Raw genomic sequence first — 19,543 nt, 5'->3', positions numbered from 1 at the left:
TTTTCCTTGAAAATATTTTTACTGTCCTTATATATGGGTCATAACTAATTAAAAAGGAGAAAAAAATGTCAAAAATTATCGGTATTGATTTAGGAACTACAAATTCATGTGTTGCCATTATGGAAGGTGGTAATGTCAAAATTATTGAAAATTCTGAGGGTGATCGCACCACCCCATCTATTATTGCGTTTCCAAAAGATTCTGACGAAGTGTTGGTTGGTCAGTCTGCAAAACGACAAGCAGTTACCAATCCTGAAAACACTTTATATGCGATTAAACGATTAATTGGCCGTCGATTTGATGAAAAAGCGGTGCAAAAAGATATTGACCTTGTGCCTTATAAAATTGTAAAGGCAGACAATGGCGATGCATGGGTTGAGGTAAACGGCAAGAAAATGGCTGCCCCTGAGATTTCTGCAAAAGTGATTGGCAAAATGAAGAAAACAGCAGAAGATTATCTCGGTGAAAAAGTAACTGAGGCGGTAATTACCGTTCCTGCTTACTTTAACGACTCACAACGCCAAGCAACTAAAGATGCAGGCAAGATTGCAGGTTTGGATGTTAAACGCATTATTAATGAACCAACTGCCGCAGCGTTGGCTTATGGCGTGGACAAATCTACGGGTGATAAAACCGTTGTTGTGTATGATTTAGGCGGTGGTACTTTTGATGTCTCTATCATTGAGATGGAAGATATTGATGGTGAAAAGCACTTTGAAGTGTTGTCAACGAATGGCGATACTTTCTTGGGTGGTGAAGATTTTGACCAGCGTATTATGGATTATTTAGTTACAGAATTTAAAAAAGAGCAAGGCGTTGATTTGAAAAATGACCCGATGGCTTTACAGCGTTTGAAGGAAGCGGCAGAAAAGGCAAAAATTGAATTGTCTTCTTCTGAACAGACGGATGTTAATCTCCCCTATGTAACGGCAGATGCATCGGGTCCTAAGCACCTTAATATTAAATTAACGCGCGCTAAGTTAGAATCGCTGGTTGAAGATTTAATTAAACGCTCAATTGACCCTTGTAAAATTGCTTTGAAGGATGCGAATTTATCGGCCAGTGATATTGATGAGGTGATTCTTGTCGGTGGCTCTACGCGTATGCCGAAAGTGCAGCAAGAAGTACAGAAATTCTTTGGCAAAGAGCCTAAAAAAGATGTAAATCCTGACGAAGCGGTAGCAATGGGTGCGGCAATTCAAGCAGGTGTTTTAAGTGGCGATGTTAACGATGTCTTATTGTTAGATGTTACGCCTTTATCGTTAGGTATTGAGACAATGGGGGGCGTGATGACCAAGTTAATTGAGAAAAATACCACAATTCCAACCAATGCAAATCAGACCTTCTCAACGGCAGCGGACAATCAGTCGGCAGTGACAATTCATGTGTTACAGGGTGAACGAGAAATTGCCAGTGCAAATAAATCGCTTGGTCAGTTTAACCTTGAAGACATCCCTAATGCGCCAAAGGGTCAACCACAAATTGAAGTAACTTTGGACATTGACTCTGACGGTATTTTAAATGTTTCTGCAAAGGATAAAAATACGGGTAAAGAACAAAGCATCACTATTAAAGCATCGAGTGGCTTGAGTGATGAAGAAGTCGAAAAGATGATTAAAGATGCAGAAGAAAATGCAGAAGAAGACAAGAAATTCCAAGAATTAGTCACTTCTCGCAATATGGCAGATTCGTTAGTGCATTCAACTAAGCAGATGATGGACGAGTTGAAAGAAGAAGTTTCGGACGATGAAAAAACTGCAATTGATGCGGCAATTGATGCAGTGGAAACTGCAATCAAAGGCGAAGATAAAGAGGAGATTGACACCAAAGTTCAATCTTTGACCGAAGTGGCACAACCCTTAGCTGAAAAAGCACAAGCGAAAGCAGGTGCGGGAGAATCTGACGGTTTTACTGACGCTGCAAATGCGGGTGCAACCAAAGATGATGGTGTTGTTGATGCCGACTTTGAAGAAGTTAGTGACGACAAAAAATAAATAAATTTTTAAAATCATCGGTAATTAACCTTCTGTTTTCAGAGGGTTTTTTACTTATATTGAAGGAAATATAATGGCAGAAAGAGATTACTATGAAGTGCTAGGCGTTACAAAAGGCACGGATGCCAAGGCAATCAAAAAGGCTTACAAACGCCTGGCAATGAAGCATCACCCTGACCGTAACAAAGATAACAAGGCAGCGGCAGAAACGAAATTTAAAGAAATTCAAAAGGCTTATAGTATTTTATCTGACGAGCAAAAACGACAAGCTTATGACCAGTTTGGTCACGCAGGGGTTGACGGTAGTGCTGGTGGTAATCCCTTTGGTGGCGGTGGTGGCGGCTTTAGCGGTGGTGGCTTTGGTGATATTTTTGGTGATATTTTTGGTGGTGGTCGTCAGCAGCAACAGAGTAACCGCGGTTCGGATTTACGCTACGATTTAGAAGTAAGTTTAAAAGAGGCTGCCGAAAGTAAAACCGTTCAAATTCGTATTCCTAAGAACGAAAAATGTGACACTTGTGATGGCACTGGCGCTAAACCAGGCACCAGTGCAAAAACTTGTGGCACTTGCCATGGTCAGGGTCAAGTGCATATGCGCCAAGGTCCCTTCCAAGTGCAACAACCTTGTCCACAGTGTAAGGGCGCTGGTCAAGTCATTAGTTCACCTTGTGGCGATTGTCATGGAAAAGGTGTAGTTCGCAGACAAAAAAACTTGTCGGTGAAAATCCCTGCTGGCGTTGATAATGGCAATCGTATCCGCGTCACTGGCGAAGGTGAAGCAGGAATGCGTGGTGCTCCGAGTGGTGATCTATATGTAGAAATTCATGTCACGCCACATAATATCTTTGAACGACATGGTAATGATTTGTACTGTAGCGTACCAATTGATTTCTCCACGGCAGCACTTGGCGGTTCGGTTGAGGTGCCGACTTTGACAGGTAAATTGAAATTAAAAATCCCTGAGGGTACACAAACAGGTCGTCAATTTCGCTTAAAAAACAAAGGCGTTAAGGTCTTACAAGGTCATGGTACGGGTGATTTGATTTGCCAAGTGCAGGTTGAAACGCCCGTTAACCTTAACAAAAATCAAAAAGATTTGCTGGTGCAATTTTCAGGTTCGTGCGGCAAGAAACAACACCCCGAGTCAGACTCTTTCTTTGGTAAAATGAAATCATTCTTAAAATAACAACACGCAAGGATATATAGTGAAAATTACAAAAATTAAAGCACGCGAAATTTTAGATTCCAGAGGCAACCCGACCATTGAAGCTGACATTATTCTTGATAATGGCACAATGGGTAGTGCAATGGTGCCATCAGGCGCTTCAACAGGTGAGCGAGAGGCGTTGGAATTGCGTGATGGCGATAAATCTCGTTATTTGGGCAAGGGCGTTTTAAAGGCAGTTGCTTTTATTAATACGGAAATTGCTGATTTGTTGGTAGGCTTTGATGTTGCTGACCTTGGCAAGATTGACCAAGCAATGATCGACCTCGATGGCACCGAAACCAAATCTCGTTTGGGTGCAAATGCAATTTTAGCAGTGTCCCTAGCGGCAGCACATGCAAATGCGAATGCTTTAAATAAACCTTTATATGATGCATTAAATGTAAAGGGCGATTATCAATTGCCAGTACCGATGATGAATATCATCAATGGCGGTGAGCATGCGAATAATAGTGTGGACATTCAAGAGTTTATGATTATCCCCGCAGGTGCACCGTCGTTCAGAGAAGCGTTGCGTTATGGTGCGGAAGTGTTTCATAAATTGAAAGCCGTTCTGGAAGCTAAAGGGCTGAATACTGCGGTTGGCGATGAGGGTGGTTTTGCACCAGATTTGGCATCTAATGAAGAGGCAATCAAAGTGATTTTGGAAGCAATTGAAGGGGCGGGTTTTATCGCAGGTAAAGATATTTTTATCGGCATTGATGCGGCGAGTTCTGAGTTTTATGAAAATGGCACTTACAATCTTGCCTCTGAAAATCGTTCATTAACTTCTGAAGAATTTGTGGATTATTTGGCGGACTGGGTTGATAAATATCCAGTGATTTCTATCGAAGATGGCATGGATGAAAATGATTGGAATGGCTGGGATTTATTGACTAAGAAAATTGGCAATAAAGTACAGTTAGTCGGTGATGATTTGTTCGTTACTAATAGTAAAATTTTAAAACAAGGTATTGACAAAAATATTGCCAATTCAATTTTGATTAAAGTCAATCAAATCGGCACTTTAACTGAAACTTTTGCCGCCATGGAGATGGCGAAAAAAGCGGGTTACACTTGCGTGATGTCACATCGCTCTGGTGAGACCGAAGACACCACGATTGCCGATTTAGCGGTGGCAACGGGTTGTGGTCAGATTAAAACAGGGTCGCTATCTCGTTCTGACCGCTTGGCAAAATACAATCGCCTACTTCGTATTGAAGAGGAATTGGGTGAGAATGCGGTTTACCCAGGTCTTTCAACTTTTAACCACCTGAATTAAGGTAGGTAGCTGATCGCTTGGAATCACTTTCAACTTCTTGGTTATTCGTCACTTTAATAGGGCTAATCTTAGCCTCTGCTTTCTTTTCATCTGCTGAAACTTCAATGATGGCAATTAATCGCTATCGTTTAAAAGCCCTTGCCAAAACCAACAAAAAAGCCAAACGCACTCAGCACTTACTGGGTAATTTAGATTATCTAATTGGTACAATTTTATTGGGTAATAATCTGGTTAATATTTTTGCTTCCAGCGTTGCAACGATTTTGGCAATTAAACTTTGGGGGGAAGATTCAATTGTATTAGCATCGTTAGCACTGACCTTTGTGATTTTGGTCTTTGCAGAGACCACGCCGAAAACATTTGCTGCCAAATACCCTGAAAAAGTTGCCCTACCCGCCTCCATTATTATTGAAATCTTCATTAAAATTTTCAAACCTTTTGTTTGGTTAATTGCACAATTTAGTAAATTAATTCTTATAACCTTTGGCGTTAAAGACAAAGACACAAGAGATGAAATTAGTTCAGAAGAATTAAAAATGGTGGTGGACAATGCCAAACCGATTATTGCCTCAAACTATCAAAAAATGTTACTGAATATCATTGACCTAGAGAAAGTTAAAGTTGAAGATATTATGATTCCAAAGCACGAATTGATTAGTATTGATATTAACAAACCCAGTGAAATCATCAAACAATTACAACGCACACAACACACTCGTATATTGACTTATGATACATCAAGTGACAATATTACTGGCGTATTGCATATGCGTAATGTGGTCAACTTGTATGCCAAGAATGCGTTTAGTATTGAGAATGTTTTGGCATTAGTGCAAGAGCCATATTTTGTGCCAGAAGGCACCTCGTTGGCGCATCAATTAGCCCATTTTCAAGCACAAAAAAGACGCTTAGGCTTAGTCGTGGATGAGTATGGTGAGGTGCGTGGTTTGATTGTTTTAGAGGATATTTTAGAAGAAATTGTTGGTCAATTTACCTCTAATCAAAATGAAAGCATTGAAGAAATCATCAAACAAAAAGATGGCAGTTACTTGGTTGACCCAAGAGTCAGTATCCGCGAACTAAATGCTTTATTAAGTATCAATCTTAGTGCTGATAAAGCCAAAACCTTGAATGGGCTTATTTTGGAAGAATTACAGAGCATTCCAAAACGAGATGTTAGCATTAAGATTGATAATGTTTTACTAGACATTGTGCAAATCTCCGACAGAACCATTAAATTGGTTAAACTAACAAAGCCCTAATCCAAAGATTGACCCATCTTAACCGCTTGCCCAACTTTTAAATCAAACTGGTGGGTGTTGCTTAACAAAATGACCGTTGAGCCCATATTAAAACGCCCTAATTCTTCACCCTTTTTAAGGCTAATATCCTTGTCACTATAATCTACACTGAATTGTTTACCATAAGGCGGTGTTATTATTTGCCCATGCCAAACAGTGTCCATGCTGCCGACAAAAATTGCACCAACTAAGACAATGGTATAAGTATCAAAATAACACACCACTCGTTCATTTCTAGCGAAAATATTATTGACAGAATTGGTGGTTTGATTATTGACAGAAAATAAATCTCCGCCAATATAATCCATTTTTAATAACTTTCCATCAAGCGGTGCATGGATGCGGTGATAATCACTTGGAGATAGGTAAATAGTGGTGAAATCTTTAAAGGATTGCTTGTTACCCAATAAAGCCTTTAAGGTAAATTTTTTATCTTTCGCTTGCACCAAATCGCCATTAGTAATACTGCCTGCTTGCGATACCACGCCATCCACAGGACTAATCAAACCTTTGCCAATTGGGCGCATATCGGGCTTTAAAGAACGCGTAAAAAAGTCGTTGAAAGTTTTATAATCTTCTACTTTTTCACGATTGGCTTGAGATAAATCTACTTGATAAGATTTAACAAACCAATGGGTGAATTTGTTTTTAATCCATCGATTCTCAATGCGAGCAAAACGAAACATCAATCCCGAAAGAGCATGTTGCGGGATAAGATATTGTAGGAAAATCATTCGCTTAACTGAGCTTGAATGTAGGACAATACTTCTGAAAATGGCACTTCTACTTTATTGGGATTGTTTCGGGCTTTGTATTCGATGTTGCCGTTATCAGCATGCGTGTCACTCAACACCAACCGATGCGGAATGCCTAATAATTCACTTTCGGCAAACATAATGCCTGCGCGTTCTTTCTTGTCATTCAGCAACACTTCAATACCGGCATCTAAACACTGCTGATACAAGTCATCAGTCAGTTTCTTAACGCGGGTAGATTTGGTGTAATTAATGGGCACAATCACCACTTGAAATGGCGCAATACTGGCTGGGAAAATAATACCCCTGTCATCGTAGTTTTGCTCAATAGCAGCGGCAATCACACGAGTAACACCAATACCATAACAACCCATCAGCATTGTTTCTGATTTTCCCGATTCGCCGACGACATTGGCGTTCATGGCTTTGGCATACTTATCGCCGAGTTGAAAAATGTGCCCAACTTCAATACCGCGTTTAATGACTAATTGTCCTTTACCATCTGGAGAATCGTCACCAGCAACAGCGTTGCGTAAATCGGCTGTTTTAAATTTAATGTCTGTCCAATTGGCACCCGTTAAATGCTTATCCCATTCATTGGCACCACATACAAAATCACACATCACTGCCGCTGAATAATCCACAATCAAATCAATGTTTAAACCTTTCACGCCGATAAAGCCTTTTTTTAAATTCAAAGATTTAATCTCTTCATCGCTTGCCAATTCAAATTCACCGTACAAATTCTGTACTTTAATTTCATTTAATTCGTGGTCGCCACGCAAGGCTAAAGCCTTAAAACCCTCTTTGGTTTTAATGATTAAAGTTTTAACGCAATCCGATTTTTTGACATTTAAAAATTCAGCCACGGCTTCAATGCTGGTTTTTTTCTTAGTTAGTACCTCTTCTTCCGTTGCACTTGGCAAACAAGTTGCAGTCTGCTCAGAAAACGCCACTTTTTCGATATTCGCCGCATATTCAGACTCATTAGAAAAACAAATCTCATCTTCGCCCGACTCTGCCAAGACATGAAACTCAATAGAATTTTCACCGCCAATACTGCCACTATCCGCCAACACAGGACGATAATCCAGACCAAGGCGTTCAAAAATACGGCAGTAAGTAGCGTGCATTTTTTCAAATTCTGCTTGCATACTTTCCGCATTCAAATGGAAAGAATAGGCATCTTTCATAATAAATTCACGCGAACGCATCACCCCAAAACGCGGACGAATCTCGTCACGGAATTTGGTTTGAATTTGATAAAAATTCACTGGCAATTGTTTATAACTATTAAGATACTGCCCTGCTAAATTGGTAATCACCTCTTCATGCGTTGGACCCAAACAAAACGCTCTACCGTGACGGTCATTAAAGCGCAATAACTCTGCTCCATATTGCTCCCAACGCCCTGACTCCTGCCACAACTCTGCAGGCTGTGCCACTGGCATCAGCACTTCTTGTGCATTTGAGATGTTCATTTCTTCACGAATGATTTGTTCGACCTTTTTTAGGACTTTAAGTCCCATCGGCAAGTAAGAATACAAACCCGATGCCAGTTTAGAAATTAAACCCGCACGAATCATAAGTTGATGCGAAATAATCTGTGCATCATTTGGCACTTCTTTGGTCATTGGAATAAGAATTTGACTGCTTTTCATTTATAATAGGTCATATCTAAAAAACCTTAATTTTACCTATGACTGATTTTACTATGACTGATTTTCAAATGATTTTAATTGCTGTTATTCCCGTACTTTTTGCAATCACCGTCCACGAAGTTGCACATGGCTGGGTCGCTAATAAATGCGGTGATTCAACTGCCAAAATGCTCGGCAGACTAACCCTTAATCCTGCTAAACACATCGATCCAATTGGTACAATTTTAGTGCCTGCAATTTTATATTTTACCGGCTCTCCATTTCTATTTGGCTGGGCAAAGCCTGTACCAATTAACTTCAACGCACTTAAATCCCCTAAGCAAGATATGATTTTAGTTGCGCTTGCTGGACCTATGTCTAATTTCATTATGGCACTATTATGGCTCTTACTTGTTATGGCTACATTAGATATGCACAGCGAATTTTTACTTAAAATGGCAGGTTTTGGTATTAGTATCAACCTTGTTTTAGGTGTGTTCAACCTGCTACCTTTACCGCCACTCGACGGCTCTCGCGTAGTTGCCTCTTTGTTGCCCAATAAATTAGCGTATGAATATAACAAGTTAGAGGCTTATGGTTTATACATTCTATTGGGTTTATTATTCTTGGGTATTTTCGAAAAAGTCATCTTGCCCATTGTCCAAATATTACAGACCTTTATGCTTGAAGCAAGCGGCTTACTTTAAGAAGAGCAACTGATTTCTAAATTTTGCGCCCAAGCAGGGGCTTCGTTGGTATAAGATTCGAAACCTAAATGATTATCAAAAGGGTTAGAAAGCAGATTAAATAAGGTGTCTATTTCTTTGTATGTTTTGTCATCTTGGGCACTGCGAATAGCAACTTCCGCCAGATAATTACGCAAAATGAATTTAGGATTTACTGCGTTCATTAACGCAATACGCTTCATATTTTTGTCCTGTTCAATGCGAGATTGGTAGATTGTTAACCAGGCTTCATAATGTTTATCATTAGATAAACTTTCCAAACTGGACAGGTTGCGAAGGCTATTGGTATAATCTTTTTTGTGTTGATAAAGGATAGAGAGAAAATTACCAATCAGTTGATTATCATTATCATCCTTTTCAAACAAACCGAATTTTTGACGCATCAATGATGAATAATAACGCACTAAATGTTGTTGATAAGTTGCTAATACAGCTTTGACCTGTTTATCGTCAATGAGACTGTGTAATGCATCAGCCAAGCGCGATACATTCCATAGTCCAATACCCGGCTGTTGGTCAAATGCATAGCGTCCTTCGTGATCAGAGTGATTGCAAATAAAATGTGGGTCATAAATTTCTAAAAATCCGAACGGACCGTAGTCAATGGTCAATCCAAGAATAGACATATTATCGGTATTCATAACACCATGCTCAAAACCCTGTGCTTGCCAACCGGCAATCATTTTTGCGGTGCGTTTAACCACTTCTGCAAAAAAATCTACATACTTATTATCACCTTGGCATTCGGGATAATGGCGTTCAATGACAAAATCAGCAAGTCTTTTAACTTCTGTTTTTTGCCCACGGGAAGCGAATAATTCAAAATGACCAAAGCGAATATGACTGGGCGCGGTGCGCATCACAATTGCACCTGGTTCAATATTTTCTCGATAGACTTCGGTCTCGCTACTGACTAAAGTCAAAGCTTCAGTGGTGGCAATACCCAATCCTTGCATGGCAGCAGAGCAGAGGTATTCACGAATAGAAGAACGCAAGACAGCGCGACCATCCCCGCCACGAGAATACGGCGTTTTCCCCGCACCTTTGAGTGATAATTCATATCCGTTTGTTTGCCCAATTAGGCAACTACGACCATCGCCCAATTGCGCCACAAAATGTCCAAACTGATGTCCTGCATAAATACTGGCAACAGGCTGCGTATCTTGAAAGGTTTGCTCACCTGCGGCAACTTTGAGTAAAGTGGCATCGTCTAAATCCAAACCAATCTTATTGTAAAGCGTTTGATTTTTATGGATTATAAAGCTATTTTTTAACGGTTGCGTTTCAACGGGTTTAAAAAAATCCTCGCCCAAAGATGCAAAATCCAAAGTCGTTTTAGCCAAGTTTTAACCTGAGCATTTCATTGAGCATTTTAGGATTAGCTTTGCCACCCGTTGCTTTCATCGCCTGTCCAACGAAGAAACCTAATATTTTTTCATTACCAGATTTGAATTGCTCAACTTGCGGGGCATTGTTGGCAATAATTTCATCAACAATAGATTCAATTTCACCGGTATCACTCATTTGTTTTAAACCTTTTGCATTAATGATTTCATCAACATTGCCTTCGCCATCCCACATTGCTTTAAAAACATCTTTAGCAATCTTACCAGAAATAGTATCATCACCGATGCGAGTAATGAGCTGTGATAAATCTTGCGCCGAAACAGGCGATGCTTGGATATCTATTTGCTCTTTGTTGAGCGCAGCACTAAGTTCTCCCATTACCCAATTTGCACAAAGTTTGGCGTTAGGCTCGTTGCCTTTTAACATTGCCTCGAAATAATCTGCCAAGGGTTTTTGCGTCGTTAATACATCGGCATCATAATCGCTCAAACCAAAATCTTTAACGAAACGAGCTTTCTTTTCAGGCGGCAACTCTGGCAGTTGGGACTTAATTTCAACCAATAATTCATCTGGAATCTCAATCGGTAATAAATCTGGGTCGGGGAAATAGCGATAATCATTCGCCTCTTCTTTTGAACGCATTGAACGGGTTTCGTTCTTTATCGAGTCATACAGGCGTGTTTCTTGCGCTACTTCACCACCGTCCTCTAAAATATCTTGCTGTCTTTGCACTTCAAGATTGATGGCTTTTTCTAAGAATTTAAACGAATTAATATTTTTAAGTTCTGCACGGGTGCCGAGTTTTTCCTGCCCCATCGGACGGATAGAAACATTGGCATCACAGCGAAAAGACCCCTCTTGCATATTGCCATCACAAATATCAATATATTGTACCAAAGCGTGAATTTTCTTCGCATAAGCGACGGCTTCTTTAGCGCTACGCATATCCGGCTCAGAAACGATTTCCAGCAGCGGTGTGCCCGCACGATTTAGGTCCACCGCAGTGTAATCATCAAACATATCATGGACTGATTTGCCCGCATCCTCTTCCAAGTGTGCACGAGTGATACCAACCGTTTTAACGGTATTGCCGATGGTAATATCAATCTGCCCTTCACCCACAATCGGCCAATCTAGTTGCGAGGTTTGATAGCCTTTTGGCAGGTCAGGATAAAAGTAATTTTTTCTATCAAAAACATTGCGTTGATTAATATGCGCACCCACCGATAAACCAAATTTAATACCTTTATTCACCGCTTCTTTATTCAATACTGGCAACACACCCGGCAAGCCAAGGTCAACCGCACAAGCCTGTGAATTCGGCTGCGCACCAAATTGCGTAGAAGCTGATGAAAATATCTTAGATTTTGTATTTAATTGCGCGTGAATTTCAAGCCCAATAACTGTTTCCCATTCCATATTTAATTCCTAATTAATGATCTATGTATTATTTCAATTCATAATATTTTAAAAGCTCTGATTCTAAAGATTGTCTTAAATCTTCTGTATCTTTAAATCTTAATTGTTTAGTTGAGCGTAAATTAAAGCCTACCTCGCTATCAACTGATTCATCTTGTTTGCTGTCTTGTTTTAATAATAGTATGTTTTCATTATCAGAATTACAATTAAGCCCCATTGCAAAACCAACTTCTTGATATACATTAACATTATTATTTGATAAATCTGCAATCATCAAACCGCATTGTTCAATTTGTTTGAAAATTTCATTATCTAATTTATAAGAATATCCTGTTTGAAATTGATCAATACGCATTGGATATAATTTAATATTTTCTTGTAAATCAGTGTTTATTTCGTTGATAACACCCTTTATTGCTTGATAAGTGGCTTGATATTTTGTAGAAAAATCCATTGAAATAAAAATTTCTTTATAGCGTTTTTCAATAATATTTTCATACATTGCAATAATGCTATTTGCATCTTTTTGGGAAATTTTATACACAAAATTATCAACCACCCAAGTGGCAAAAGCATTGAGTTCTTTTTCTGATAATGATTTATTGGCGCGCACTGCAAAATATACAAAGGCAATTAACAAACCATAATGCTTATGTTTTGATAATATTGGATGATTGCCATAAATTGTGTTTATTAACTTCAATGTTTGGTTAATATCCTTACTGCCCTTTCTTTGCTGCCCATCTTTATCTAATAATAACTTTTGTAAATCATGCGTAAAAGTATATTTATTATCAACTAATGCTGATTTTAAATTGCCAAATTCACCATAATTAAATTCGTTTAAATAACATCTTGCAGAAGAATATTCTTCGCCAAAATTTTTCGTTAAATTAGTATCGGTAAAAACCGTTTCATCGCCAATCATCATTTTGTAATGATGCTCTTTTTTCAGTGGAATGTGTTTATAGTTAATATTGTGAAAAATAGTCTTTTCCAATTTATCTGTGGTAAGTTCTTCAAATGTATTAGCGTTTGTTTCAAACTGTTTAGGCAATAATAACAAACAAAACGGCGTAATTAAATCTTGAATATTGTTATCCTTTATCTCCTCATCAGCAGCACTTAATCGATGATTGCCATCAATGCGTTTAAATATTTCATTAACTGATTTGTCATCTTTTCTGCGAAAAGGCGCTTGACCAAAACCTTTGACGTTGTTTTGACCTTTAAACCCAAAATAAATATTCTCTGTAATGTTGATAGTAGCAATTTGCATACTATCTTTGCCCCTTGCATCTTGTTTATTTTTATACTTATTTGTTTTGGTTGTTATTTTTAAGTGTTTATCATTATACTTAAATTGATGCAAATCTAGCACCAACTCATCAACACTATAACTTAAAATTATTTCAGGAAAAAATAGCGTTTCTTGTTCACGCAAAAAGTCTAAAACTTCTTGTTTATGCTCTGTAATTAAATCACGCTGATAACTTTCATCTGCTATTGAAATATTTGCCAAATCTCCTAACTTAGCAAAACCACGAATACAAACCATATTACCCAATGAACGATCAAGCAAGCCGCGTAAAATCATTGTTCACCGCCTAAAATCATCGTTTCAATTTCTTTTTTTGCTTGTTCTAATTCGTCTTTTGCTTCAATTTGTAATTGTTTTGCTTGGTCTCGTATTTTGTTAATACGCTCTGCGATTTGATTTTGTTTTACTAATGGTGGTAGTGGGATGTATAAATTTAATAAATTATCATTATTTATATATAAAATTGTTGCTATCGAACACTGTCTTTTTACAAGTTTTATACTTAAGTCACTATTAAAATAATAATTTAAAAAATATGGATTTATCTTATTTTTATTCAATGTCAAAGATGTTATATTTTGATTTATTGATAAATTATCATAAGTATTTACGGCAGAATTTCCAACCGTTCCAGCAATACAAATTATTACATCATTTTTACTTGAATAAGTTAATTCATTTTTTAATTCATTTTTTATAAATTTAACTTTAGATAAGTTTATACAACCATTACTAATATTTGTATTTCTTAAAAATGGAATACCTTTATCTACATATGGCTCAAGTTTATTATGTGGTGTTGAACCTGTTTTAATACTTGATACAACGGCTTTTAATTTAATGACTTTTGTTTTCCCTTCTAATAAAAATTTTTCATATATTTGCATATGTGAGCTTATTGCATCAAACCGCCCACCCGTAATATCACTTATTTTTTTGGTAAATATTCTTGCTTTTAAACTGTTATCAATTTGTTTGGGTAAATCAATGCCCAACTCACCCAAAAGATAAGTGTCAATACTATTTAGTAAATCTTGTGCTTGTTGTTCTTTGTCTTGTTTGTTTTTATAAGCAGTATCCATTTTTGCCACAATCTCGGCTTGGATTTTTTTTGGTGGGATTGGTATTTTTATTTTTCTAATATCTTCTAAATGCAAATCTGGAACGCCAGAGCCTTTAACAACTCTGTCATATTGCAAATAAGAACAATTTAAATTTAAAGCAGTTTCTAGGTATTTTGAAGAAACTTTATTGTTTGGTCTTAACAATGCAACACTCACAAAAATTTGGAACCTTTCATTGGTACAAACCATTGACGCTCTTCCAATGCTCCCTACTTTTGTTAAAAGAATATCCCCATATATAGGTTTACATCTTCTATCTAATTTATCAGCCTCTTTCTTCGAAATATATTTAACATTTGAAAAATTTATCTTAGACGTTCTAACATTTTTAACGCTAATAAATTTAACCCCGCTATTCTTATATATTGGAGTGAAATGTGTCCCATCACTAACTAATTTTGTTGATTCATAAATACTGCTTATTTCATATTTTGAATTATTAAGTTTTTTTTCATTATTTGTATAAATATTTGTATAAAATTTTGGCTCAAAACGACTTCCTAATTCACTAAACTTAATTAAGAATATTTTATTGCGGTTGACTTGTTTTGAAAGTTGAAAATTACTCATCATCAACACCTAATCTATCAGGATTTTTGGAAATTTTCTTGTCCATTGACTTTAGTTTGCGTTCTAGTTTTTTAATGTCTTCCTCGGCTGGTAAATCTTCAGGTTTAATGCCGCGTTTTAATAAAATATCTCGCACGCCTTGATTGTTTTTAATATGCTCAGAAGTTATGGAATTTTCAGTTATTAAATTATGCTCTTTGGTGTTAAAAACGGTAATCTCTGTGGCAAAATCTTTGGCTTTAATAGTAATAGCAGGCAAAAAATCAGCCAGCGCTCTATTATCTGGCATTTGCATTTTTTGTTTCATCTCTTTGGTGGTTTTGCCACCAAAAAGCGCTGTATCGCCTTTTGACCTAATAGCCCCAAAATTTCTATCATTTTGGGTATGTTTATAAATCAAGCCTGAGAGTTCTTTTTCTGAATGAGTGAGTTTTTGTCTGGCTTGCAGTCTTTCTAAACCGTGTATTTGCTCTTGTATTAACTCTAATTTACGCGTTTGCATGGCAAAATAGGTTTGAGAAAATGCGATAGCTTCTTTTCTTGGGTCGCCGTTTTGAGCAATGAGATAGCAAGCGTATCTGGTGAGCATAAAATCAACAATTTCTTTTTTTGTACCAGAACCAATATTGACCATTTTCCTGACCTCAGGAAAATGGTCAGATATATCATGTCCAGCGACTTCACACGCAGTTTTTGCCTTAAATACAACATTTTGAAAATTTTCCCATTTACTATATTCCAGTAAATGTTGCAGGTCTCTTGCAAACCAAAATTCTATACCGCTATCAGTCGTTTGTGAATGCGTATCAAAACTACCTGCAAACGACTCAATGATTTCGTTTTTCATAATTTAACCCAAACTTTCAATAAATCTTTGCAGCTCTTGACCAATAAAGTCTAATTCATTGTTATTGGTTGGCTTTCCTGTTGCGTCATAACCGATATTTTCTGCAATTGCCATAAAAATATCATAGTCTTGTAATTGTGATTTTTTATCTGCTAAATATTTATCGTTTAGTTTTTCTTTTATATTATCAATTTTTGATTTATATGCTTCATTAACAGACTTTTTCCAATTTTTATAAGCCTCGGTTTTATTTAATTCTTCGGGCTCTAAATTGTCTGTATTTTCAAAACCTATTGAGTTTTTAATGTCTGTTTTTTTATTGGTATTTATATCACTTAATTGTTTAAAAAATTGAGTATTTCCTAAAATATCATCTTTGATTGATTGTTTTTGAGCCTTAATAGTTTCTGTGGTTTGGGCTGTGTGCTTACGCAAGAACATTACCGAGCTTTTAACCCCAGCACCTGTGGCACTAAATGCTGTTTGTGGCATGGAAACAATCGCAACAATGCGGTAATCAGCTTCAATATTATCACGAACATATTGCAAGGATGAATTGGTTAAAATCCCATCAGGTACAACAATTGCCAAATAGCCACCTTCTTTTAGATATTTATGGCATTTTTCAATAAATAAAACCTCGGTACTTTGGTTGTCTCTATTTTTTGTTTTATCATTTGGTTTGAGCCAATCTAGATCTTTTTTTGCCATGCTATATTGATGCATATAGGCTTGTTCGGTTTGACGAATACTTGAACCAAAAGGTGGGTTGGTAATAATAAAATCAAAATTATTATTTTCAAAGTTAGTATTTTGCGTCAGTGATGTAATGCCTTGTTGAATAATAACATCTTCGTTATTTTGATTTTTAACTACAATATCATCAATCGGCAGCAATCCATCAGCGGCAATTACATTGGTATGCCCATCATCATGAATAATCATATTCATTTTTGCAGTGCGGGCAATTTGTTCGTTTATTTCTATTCCACATAATTTTTTTTCTGCAAAGTCATGCCAATGGTTATGGTGTTCTGCACTTTCTTTTTTGCCATCTATTGCAATGCCATCTGGATAATATTCATCCGCCTCTTTGCGAACTTTATCAAGTGCATGCAACAAAAAACCACCACTACCACAAGAGGTATCTAAAACCATTGATTCGTGAGTGATTGGCAGAGCATCTACAATAAATTGCACAATTGGGCGCGGGGTAAAATATTGCCCAAAATCTCCACGAAAAAATGAACCCATAAAGGTTTCAAATGCACGACCTTTGCTGTCTAAATCTGTTGCACTTAAATTGATATGTTGCAAATATTCAACGACAGTTTTAATACGACTAGGCGACAGGCGAATATTTTCTTTAAAAACTTCTGGGTCTTTTTCTTTACCTTTGTCATAAAGTTTGTGAATGCGCTCTGCTAAATTATCTAGTGTTGCCTGATTATCAATCTCGCCATTATTACTTTCAGTAATGATTTGAAAATCATACGCTTCGCCCGTTCTCCTTAATGCTCTTTCATCCCATATTTTGCAAAAAATAAGTTTATCTAACTCATCAAATGCTTCTGATGGATTAAGCTCGCCACCGCCCCATAAAGCATTATGGGCTTGTTTAAATCTAGCAGTGAGTTCGTCTTCACTCACTATTGATAAATCAAAATAATCGCTATTACCATTTTTTGCATATTTATATGCCGCAACTTTGCCGCCCAATTTTGGGATATTGGCTATTTCTTCGTGTTTTTGTGGGTATTTTTTAGAAACCTGATAATATTCGTTTTTAATATTTGAAGTTGCCCAAACAAAATCAGCACCAATACTAACAGCATAACTAAAACCTTGTGCTACTGACTGTTTATATTCTGCTTCGCTAACATCAGATTTTTTACACTCAATAACAATTAAAGGCTTGGTGTGAGTTTTATCACTATAAACAACAATATCAGCTTCACGATTGTCTGAGCCCATTTTGACTGGCACAAATAACTTGATATTTTCTTTTGGATAATTGTAATCAAATATTAGCTTTAAATATGCATCAACTTGAACAATCTCTTCGGTTTTATAACTTTTAGTTTTATTTTGCAGTAAATAAGTAATACGCGTTCTATCTTTGTTAAAACTAATAATTTTTTTATTAATGGCTTTTTGTATTAATGCTTCTGTATTCATTTTTTACCTATATTTTTCTACAGTTATTTTACAAAAAAAAGGCAATCGATACATATATTAATGCCAATATTATTGTTCATCTTATTAGTTATACAGGCATTTTTGCATGGTAATCAGTTGCCTGTTGAAACTGATGTGCTATATTAAGCAATTTGGATTCTGACCAGTAATTACCAATAAGCTGCAAGCCGACAGGCATTTTGTCTGAAAAGCCTGCGGGTATGCTCATACCTGGTAGACCTGCAAGGTTCGCACTGAGTGTGTAGATGTCGGCTAAATACATGGCGACTGGGTCTTTGATTGCGCCTAAATCCCATGCGGTGGTTGGGGAGACGGGGCCCATAATGACATCGACTTCCTTAAAGGCTTTTTTAAAATCTTCGCTAATTAGGTGTCTGACTTTTTGTGCTTTTAGATAATAAGCATCATAGTAACCTGCGGATAGTGCGTAGGCACCAATCATAATGCGGCGTTTGACTTCTTCACCAAAACCTTCGGTGCGAGAACGCACATATAAGTCCTCCAAATCCTTTGGATTGTCACAACGATGACCAAAACGAACGCCGTCCATTCTAGATAAATTAGAGGAACATTCACAGGGGGCAACGATATAATAAGTGGGGATTGCGTAAGCTGAATTCGGCAGGGAGATTTCTTTGACGGTTGCACCTAATGCTTCGAATTCTTTAACGGCTGCCATGACTTTAGTAGCCACACCATTATCTAAACCTTCGGAAAAAAATTCTTTAGGTAAGCCGATAGTTAAGCCTTTAATTGAATCATTTAGACTGGCAGTATAATCCTCAACATCGCGTTGCGCACTGGTGGAATCTTTTTCATCAAAGCCTGCCATAACATTCAGAGTTAAGGCTGCATCTTCGGCAGTTTGTGTCATTGGACCCGCCTGATCAAGGCTAGATGCGTAAGCAATCATACCGTAACGAGAAATACGCCCATAAGTCGGCTTTAAGCCTGTGATACCACACACGCTTGAAGGTTGACGGATAGAGCCACCAGTGTCGGTACCTGTGGCAAAAGGCACCAGCCGATCTGCCACCGCAGCAGCTGAGCCACCTGATGAACCGCCTGGCATTTTGTTGTCGCCCCATGGGTTGATTGTTGCGCCATAATAAGAATTTTCAGTGCTTGAACCCATGGCAAATTCGTCCATATTGGTTTTGCCCAACATCACCATATCAGCTTGATTGAGTTTGTGGCTAACGGTGGCATCATACGGCGCAATAAAATTGTCTAACATTTTAGAGCCTGCGGAAGTTTTCACGCCATTGGTGCAAAAAATATCTTTATGTGCATAAGGAATACCAGTCAATATACCTGCTTCACCTTTGGTAATTTTTTCATCGGCAACCTGTGCCTGACGCATTGCCAATTCATCGGTAACAGTAATGAAAGCATTGAGTTTTGATTGATTAATACGCTTTAAATAATGTTGCGTTAATTCAACAGATGAAAAATCTTTGTTTTTTAAACCTTGTGCTAATTGTGCAATCGTTTTGTTGTGCATATTATTCAATCACGGTTGGGACGAGATAATGTCTATTGTCAGTTTTCGGGGCAATTGCTTGAAAAGCCGTCGCGTTATCCACCTCTGTGACTTCGTCTTCTCGAAGGCGCTGAGTCATATGCAGAGGATGTGACATAGGGGTAATGCCATCAGTGTCAATTTCAGATAGTTGCTCAGCAAGTACCAAGATGTTATTTAACTCTTGTGTGGTTTTGTCTAGCTCATTGCCTTCAATGCCAAGCTTGGCTAAATAGGCAATTTGTTTAACTTGAGTACTGTCAATCATCGCA

The 19,543-nt window shown here is 37.5% G+C and carries 15 protein-coding genes; 5 read left to right on the top strand and 10 right to left on the bottom strand.

All coding sequences use genetic code 11. From position 1 onward, the window contains the following. Window positions 1-65: 65 nt before the first annotated feature. The 4 genes from dnaK to BSEPE_RS03395 all read left to right on the top strand — a co-directional run bounded on the left by dnaK (window position 66) and on the right by BSEPE_RS03395 (window position 5,742). Entirely contained in the window at window positions 66-1,994 is a 1,929-nt protein-coding gene (gene dnaK, locus BSEPE_RS03410) for a molecular chaperone DnaK (protein WP_066044149.1), read from the top strand. Between the two features lie 73 nt (window positions 1,995-2,067). After that, the gene (gene dnaJ / locus BSEPE_RS03405) at window positions 2,068-3,180 is read left to right on the top strand and encodes a molecular chaperone DnaJ (protein ID WP_066044147.1); all 1,113 of its coding nucleotides are present in this window, start codon (window positions 2,068-2,070) and stop codon (window positions 3,178-3,180) included. A 19-nt stretch (window positions 3,181-3,199) separates the two neighbouring features. After that, window positions 3,200-4,480, top strand: coding sequence for a phosphopyruvate hydratase (gene eno / locus BSEPE_RS03400; protein ID WP_066044145.1), 1,281 nt, complete (start codon window positions 3,200-3,202; stop codon window positions 4,478-4,480). Between the two features lie 17 nt (window positions 4,481-4,497). Beyond that, window positions 4,498-5,742, top strand: coding sequence for an HlyC/CorC family transporter (locus tag BSEPE_RS03395; RefSeq protein WP_066044141.1), 1,245 nt, complete (start codon window positions 4,498-4,500; stop codon window positions 5,740-5,742). Here BSEPE_RS03395 and asd read toward each other — a convergent pair. Both asd and BSEPE_RS03385 read right to left on the bottom strand, forming a co-directional pair. Continuing rightward, window positions 5,739-6,515 carry an archaetidylserine decarboxylase gene (asd, locus tag BSEPE_RS03390; RefSeq protein ID WP_231893523.1) on the bottom strand — a complete coding sequence of 259 codons (777 nt, stop codon included), beginning with the start codon at window positions 6,513-6,515 and terminating at the stop codon, window positions 5,739-5,741. The two genes, BSEPE_RS03395 and asd, sit on opposite strands and share 4 nt — an antisense overlap. Next, on the bottom strand, window positions 6,512-8,197 hold the full coding sequence (locus BSEPE_RS03385; RefSeq protein WP_066044139.1) for a proline--tRNA ligase: 1,686 nt from the start codon (window positions 8,195-8,197) through the stop codon (window positions 6,512-6,514). Before BSEPE_RS03385 ends, asd begins: the two co-directional genes overlap by 4 nt. A 53-nt stretch (window positions 8,198-8,250) precedes the next feature. On the opposite strand from BSEPE_RS03385, the gene BSEPE_RS03380 reads away from it, so the two are divergent. After that, entirely contained in the window at window positions 8,251-8,883 is a 633-nt protein-coding gene (locus tag BSEPE_RS03380) for a site-2 protease family protein (RefSeq protein WP_066046082.1), read from the top strand. On the opposite strand, the gene BSEPE_RS03375 is transcribed toward BSEPE_RS03380, so the two are convergent. From BSEPE_RS03375 to gatC, 8 genes are all read right to left on the bottom strand, one after another. Next, window positions 8,880-10,265, bottom strand: coding sequence for a protein adenylyltransferase SelO (locus BSEPE_RS03375; RefSeq protein ID WP_066044137.1), 1,386 nt, complete (start codon window positions 10,263-10,265; stop codon window positions 8,880-8,882). The genes BSEPE_RS03380 and BSEPE_RS03375 overlap by 4 nt on opposite strands. After that, window positions 10,258-11,688 carry an Asp-tRNA(Asn)/Glu-tRNA(Gln) amidotransferase subunit GatB gene (gatB, locus tag BSEPE_RS03370; protein ID WP_066044135.1) on the bottom strand — a complete coding sequence of 477 codons (1,431 nt, stop codon included), beginning with the start codon at window positions 11,686-11,688 and terminating at the stop codon, window positions 10,258-10,260. The genes BSEPE_RS03375 and gatB overlap by 8 nt, the downstream gene beginning before the upstream one ends. 28 nt (window positions 11,689-11,716) lie before the next feature. Next, window positions 11,717-13,255 carry a hypothetical protein gene (locus BSEPE_RS03365; protein WP_157059381.1) on the bottom strand — a complete coding sequence of 513 codons (1,539 nt, stop codon included), beginning with the start codon at window positions 13,253-13,255 and terminating at the stop codon, window positions 11,717-11,719. A 26-nt stretch (window positions 13,256-13,281) separates the two neighbouring features. Continuing rightward, the gene (locus tag BSEPE_RS03360) at window positions 13,282-14,703 is read right to left on the bottom strand and encodes a restriction endonuclease subunit S (RefSeq protein WP_066044128.1); all 1,422 of its coding nucleotides are present in this window, start codon (window positions 14,701-14,703) and stop codon (window positions 13,282-13,284) included. Then, window positions 14,696-15,550, bottom strand: a complete 855-nt coding sequence (gene dinD, locus BSEPE_RS03355) for a DNA damage-inducible protein D (RefSeq protein ID WP_066044125.1) — start codon at window positions 15,548-15,550, stop codon at window positions 14,696-14,698. Before dinD ends, BSEPE_RS03360 begins: the two co-directional genes overlap by 8 nt. A 3-nt stretch (window positions 15,551-15,553) precedes the next feature. Further along, window positions 15,554-17,728 (bottom strand): restriction endonuclease subunit M, encoded by a 2,175-nt coding sequence (locus BSEPE_RS03350; RefSeq protein ID WP_066044123.1) that lies wholly within the window; start codon window positions 17,726-17,728, stop codon window positions 15,554-15,556. A gap of 88 nt (window positions 17,729-17,816) precedes the next feature. Next, window positions 17,817-19,253, bottom strand: a complete 1,437-nt coding sequence (gene gatA / locus BSEPE_RS03345) for an Asp-tRNA(Asn)/Glu-tRNA(Gln) amidotransferase subunit GatA (protein ID WP_066044119.1) — start codon at window positions 19,251-19,253, stop codon at window positions 17,817-17,819. 1 nt (window position 19,254) lies between these two features. Next, a complete protein-coding gene (gatC, locus tag BSEPE_RS03340; RefSeq protein ID WP_066044116.1) occupies window positions 19,255-19,539 on the bottom strand; it encodes an Asp-tRNA(Asn)/Glu-tRNA(Gln) amidotransferase subunit GatC in 285 nt (94 codons plus the stop codon). Window positions 19,540-19,543 lie beyond the last annotated feature (4 nt).

The organism is endosymbiont of Bathymodiolus septemdierum str. Myojin knoll, from assembly GCF_001547755.1.
Lineage (GTDB): Bacteria > Pseudomonadota > Gammaproteobacteria > PS1 > Pseudothioglobaceae > Thiodubiliella.
This window is presented reverse-complemented; position numbering and strand designations above follow the sequence as displayed.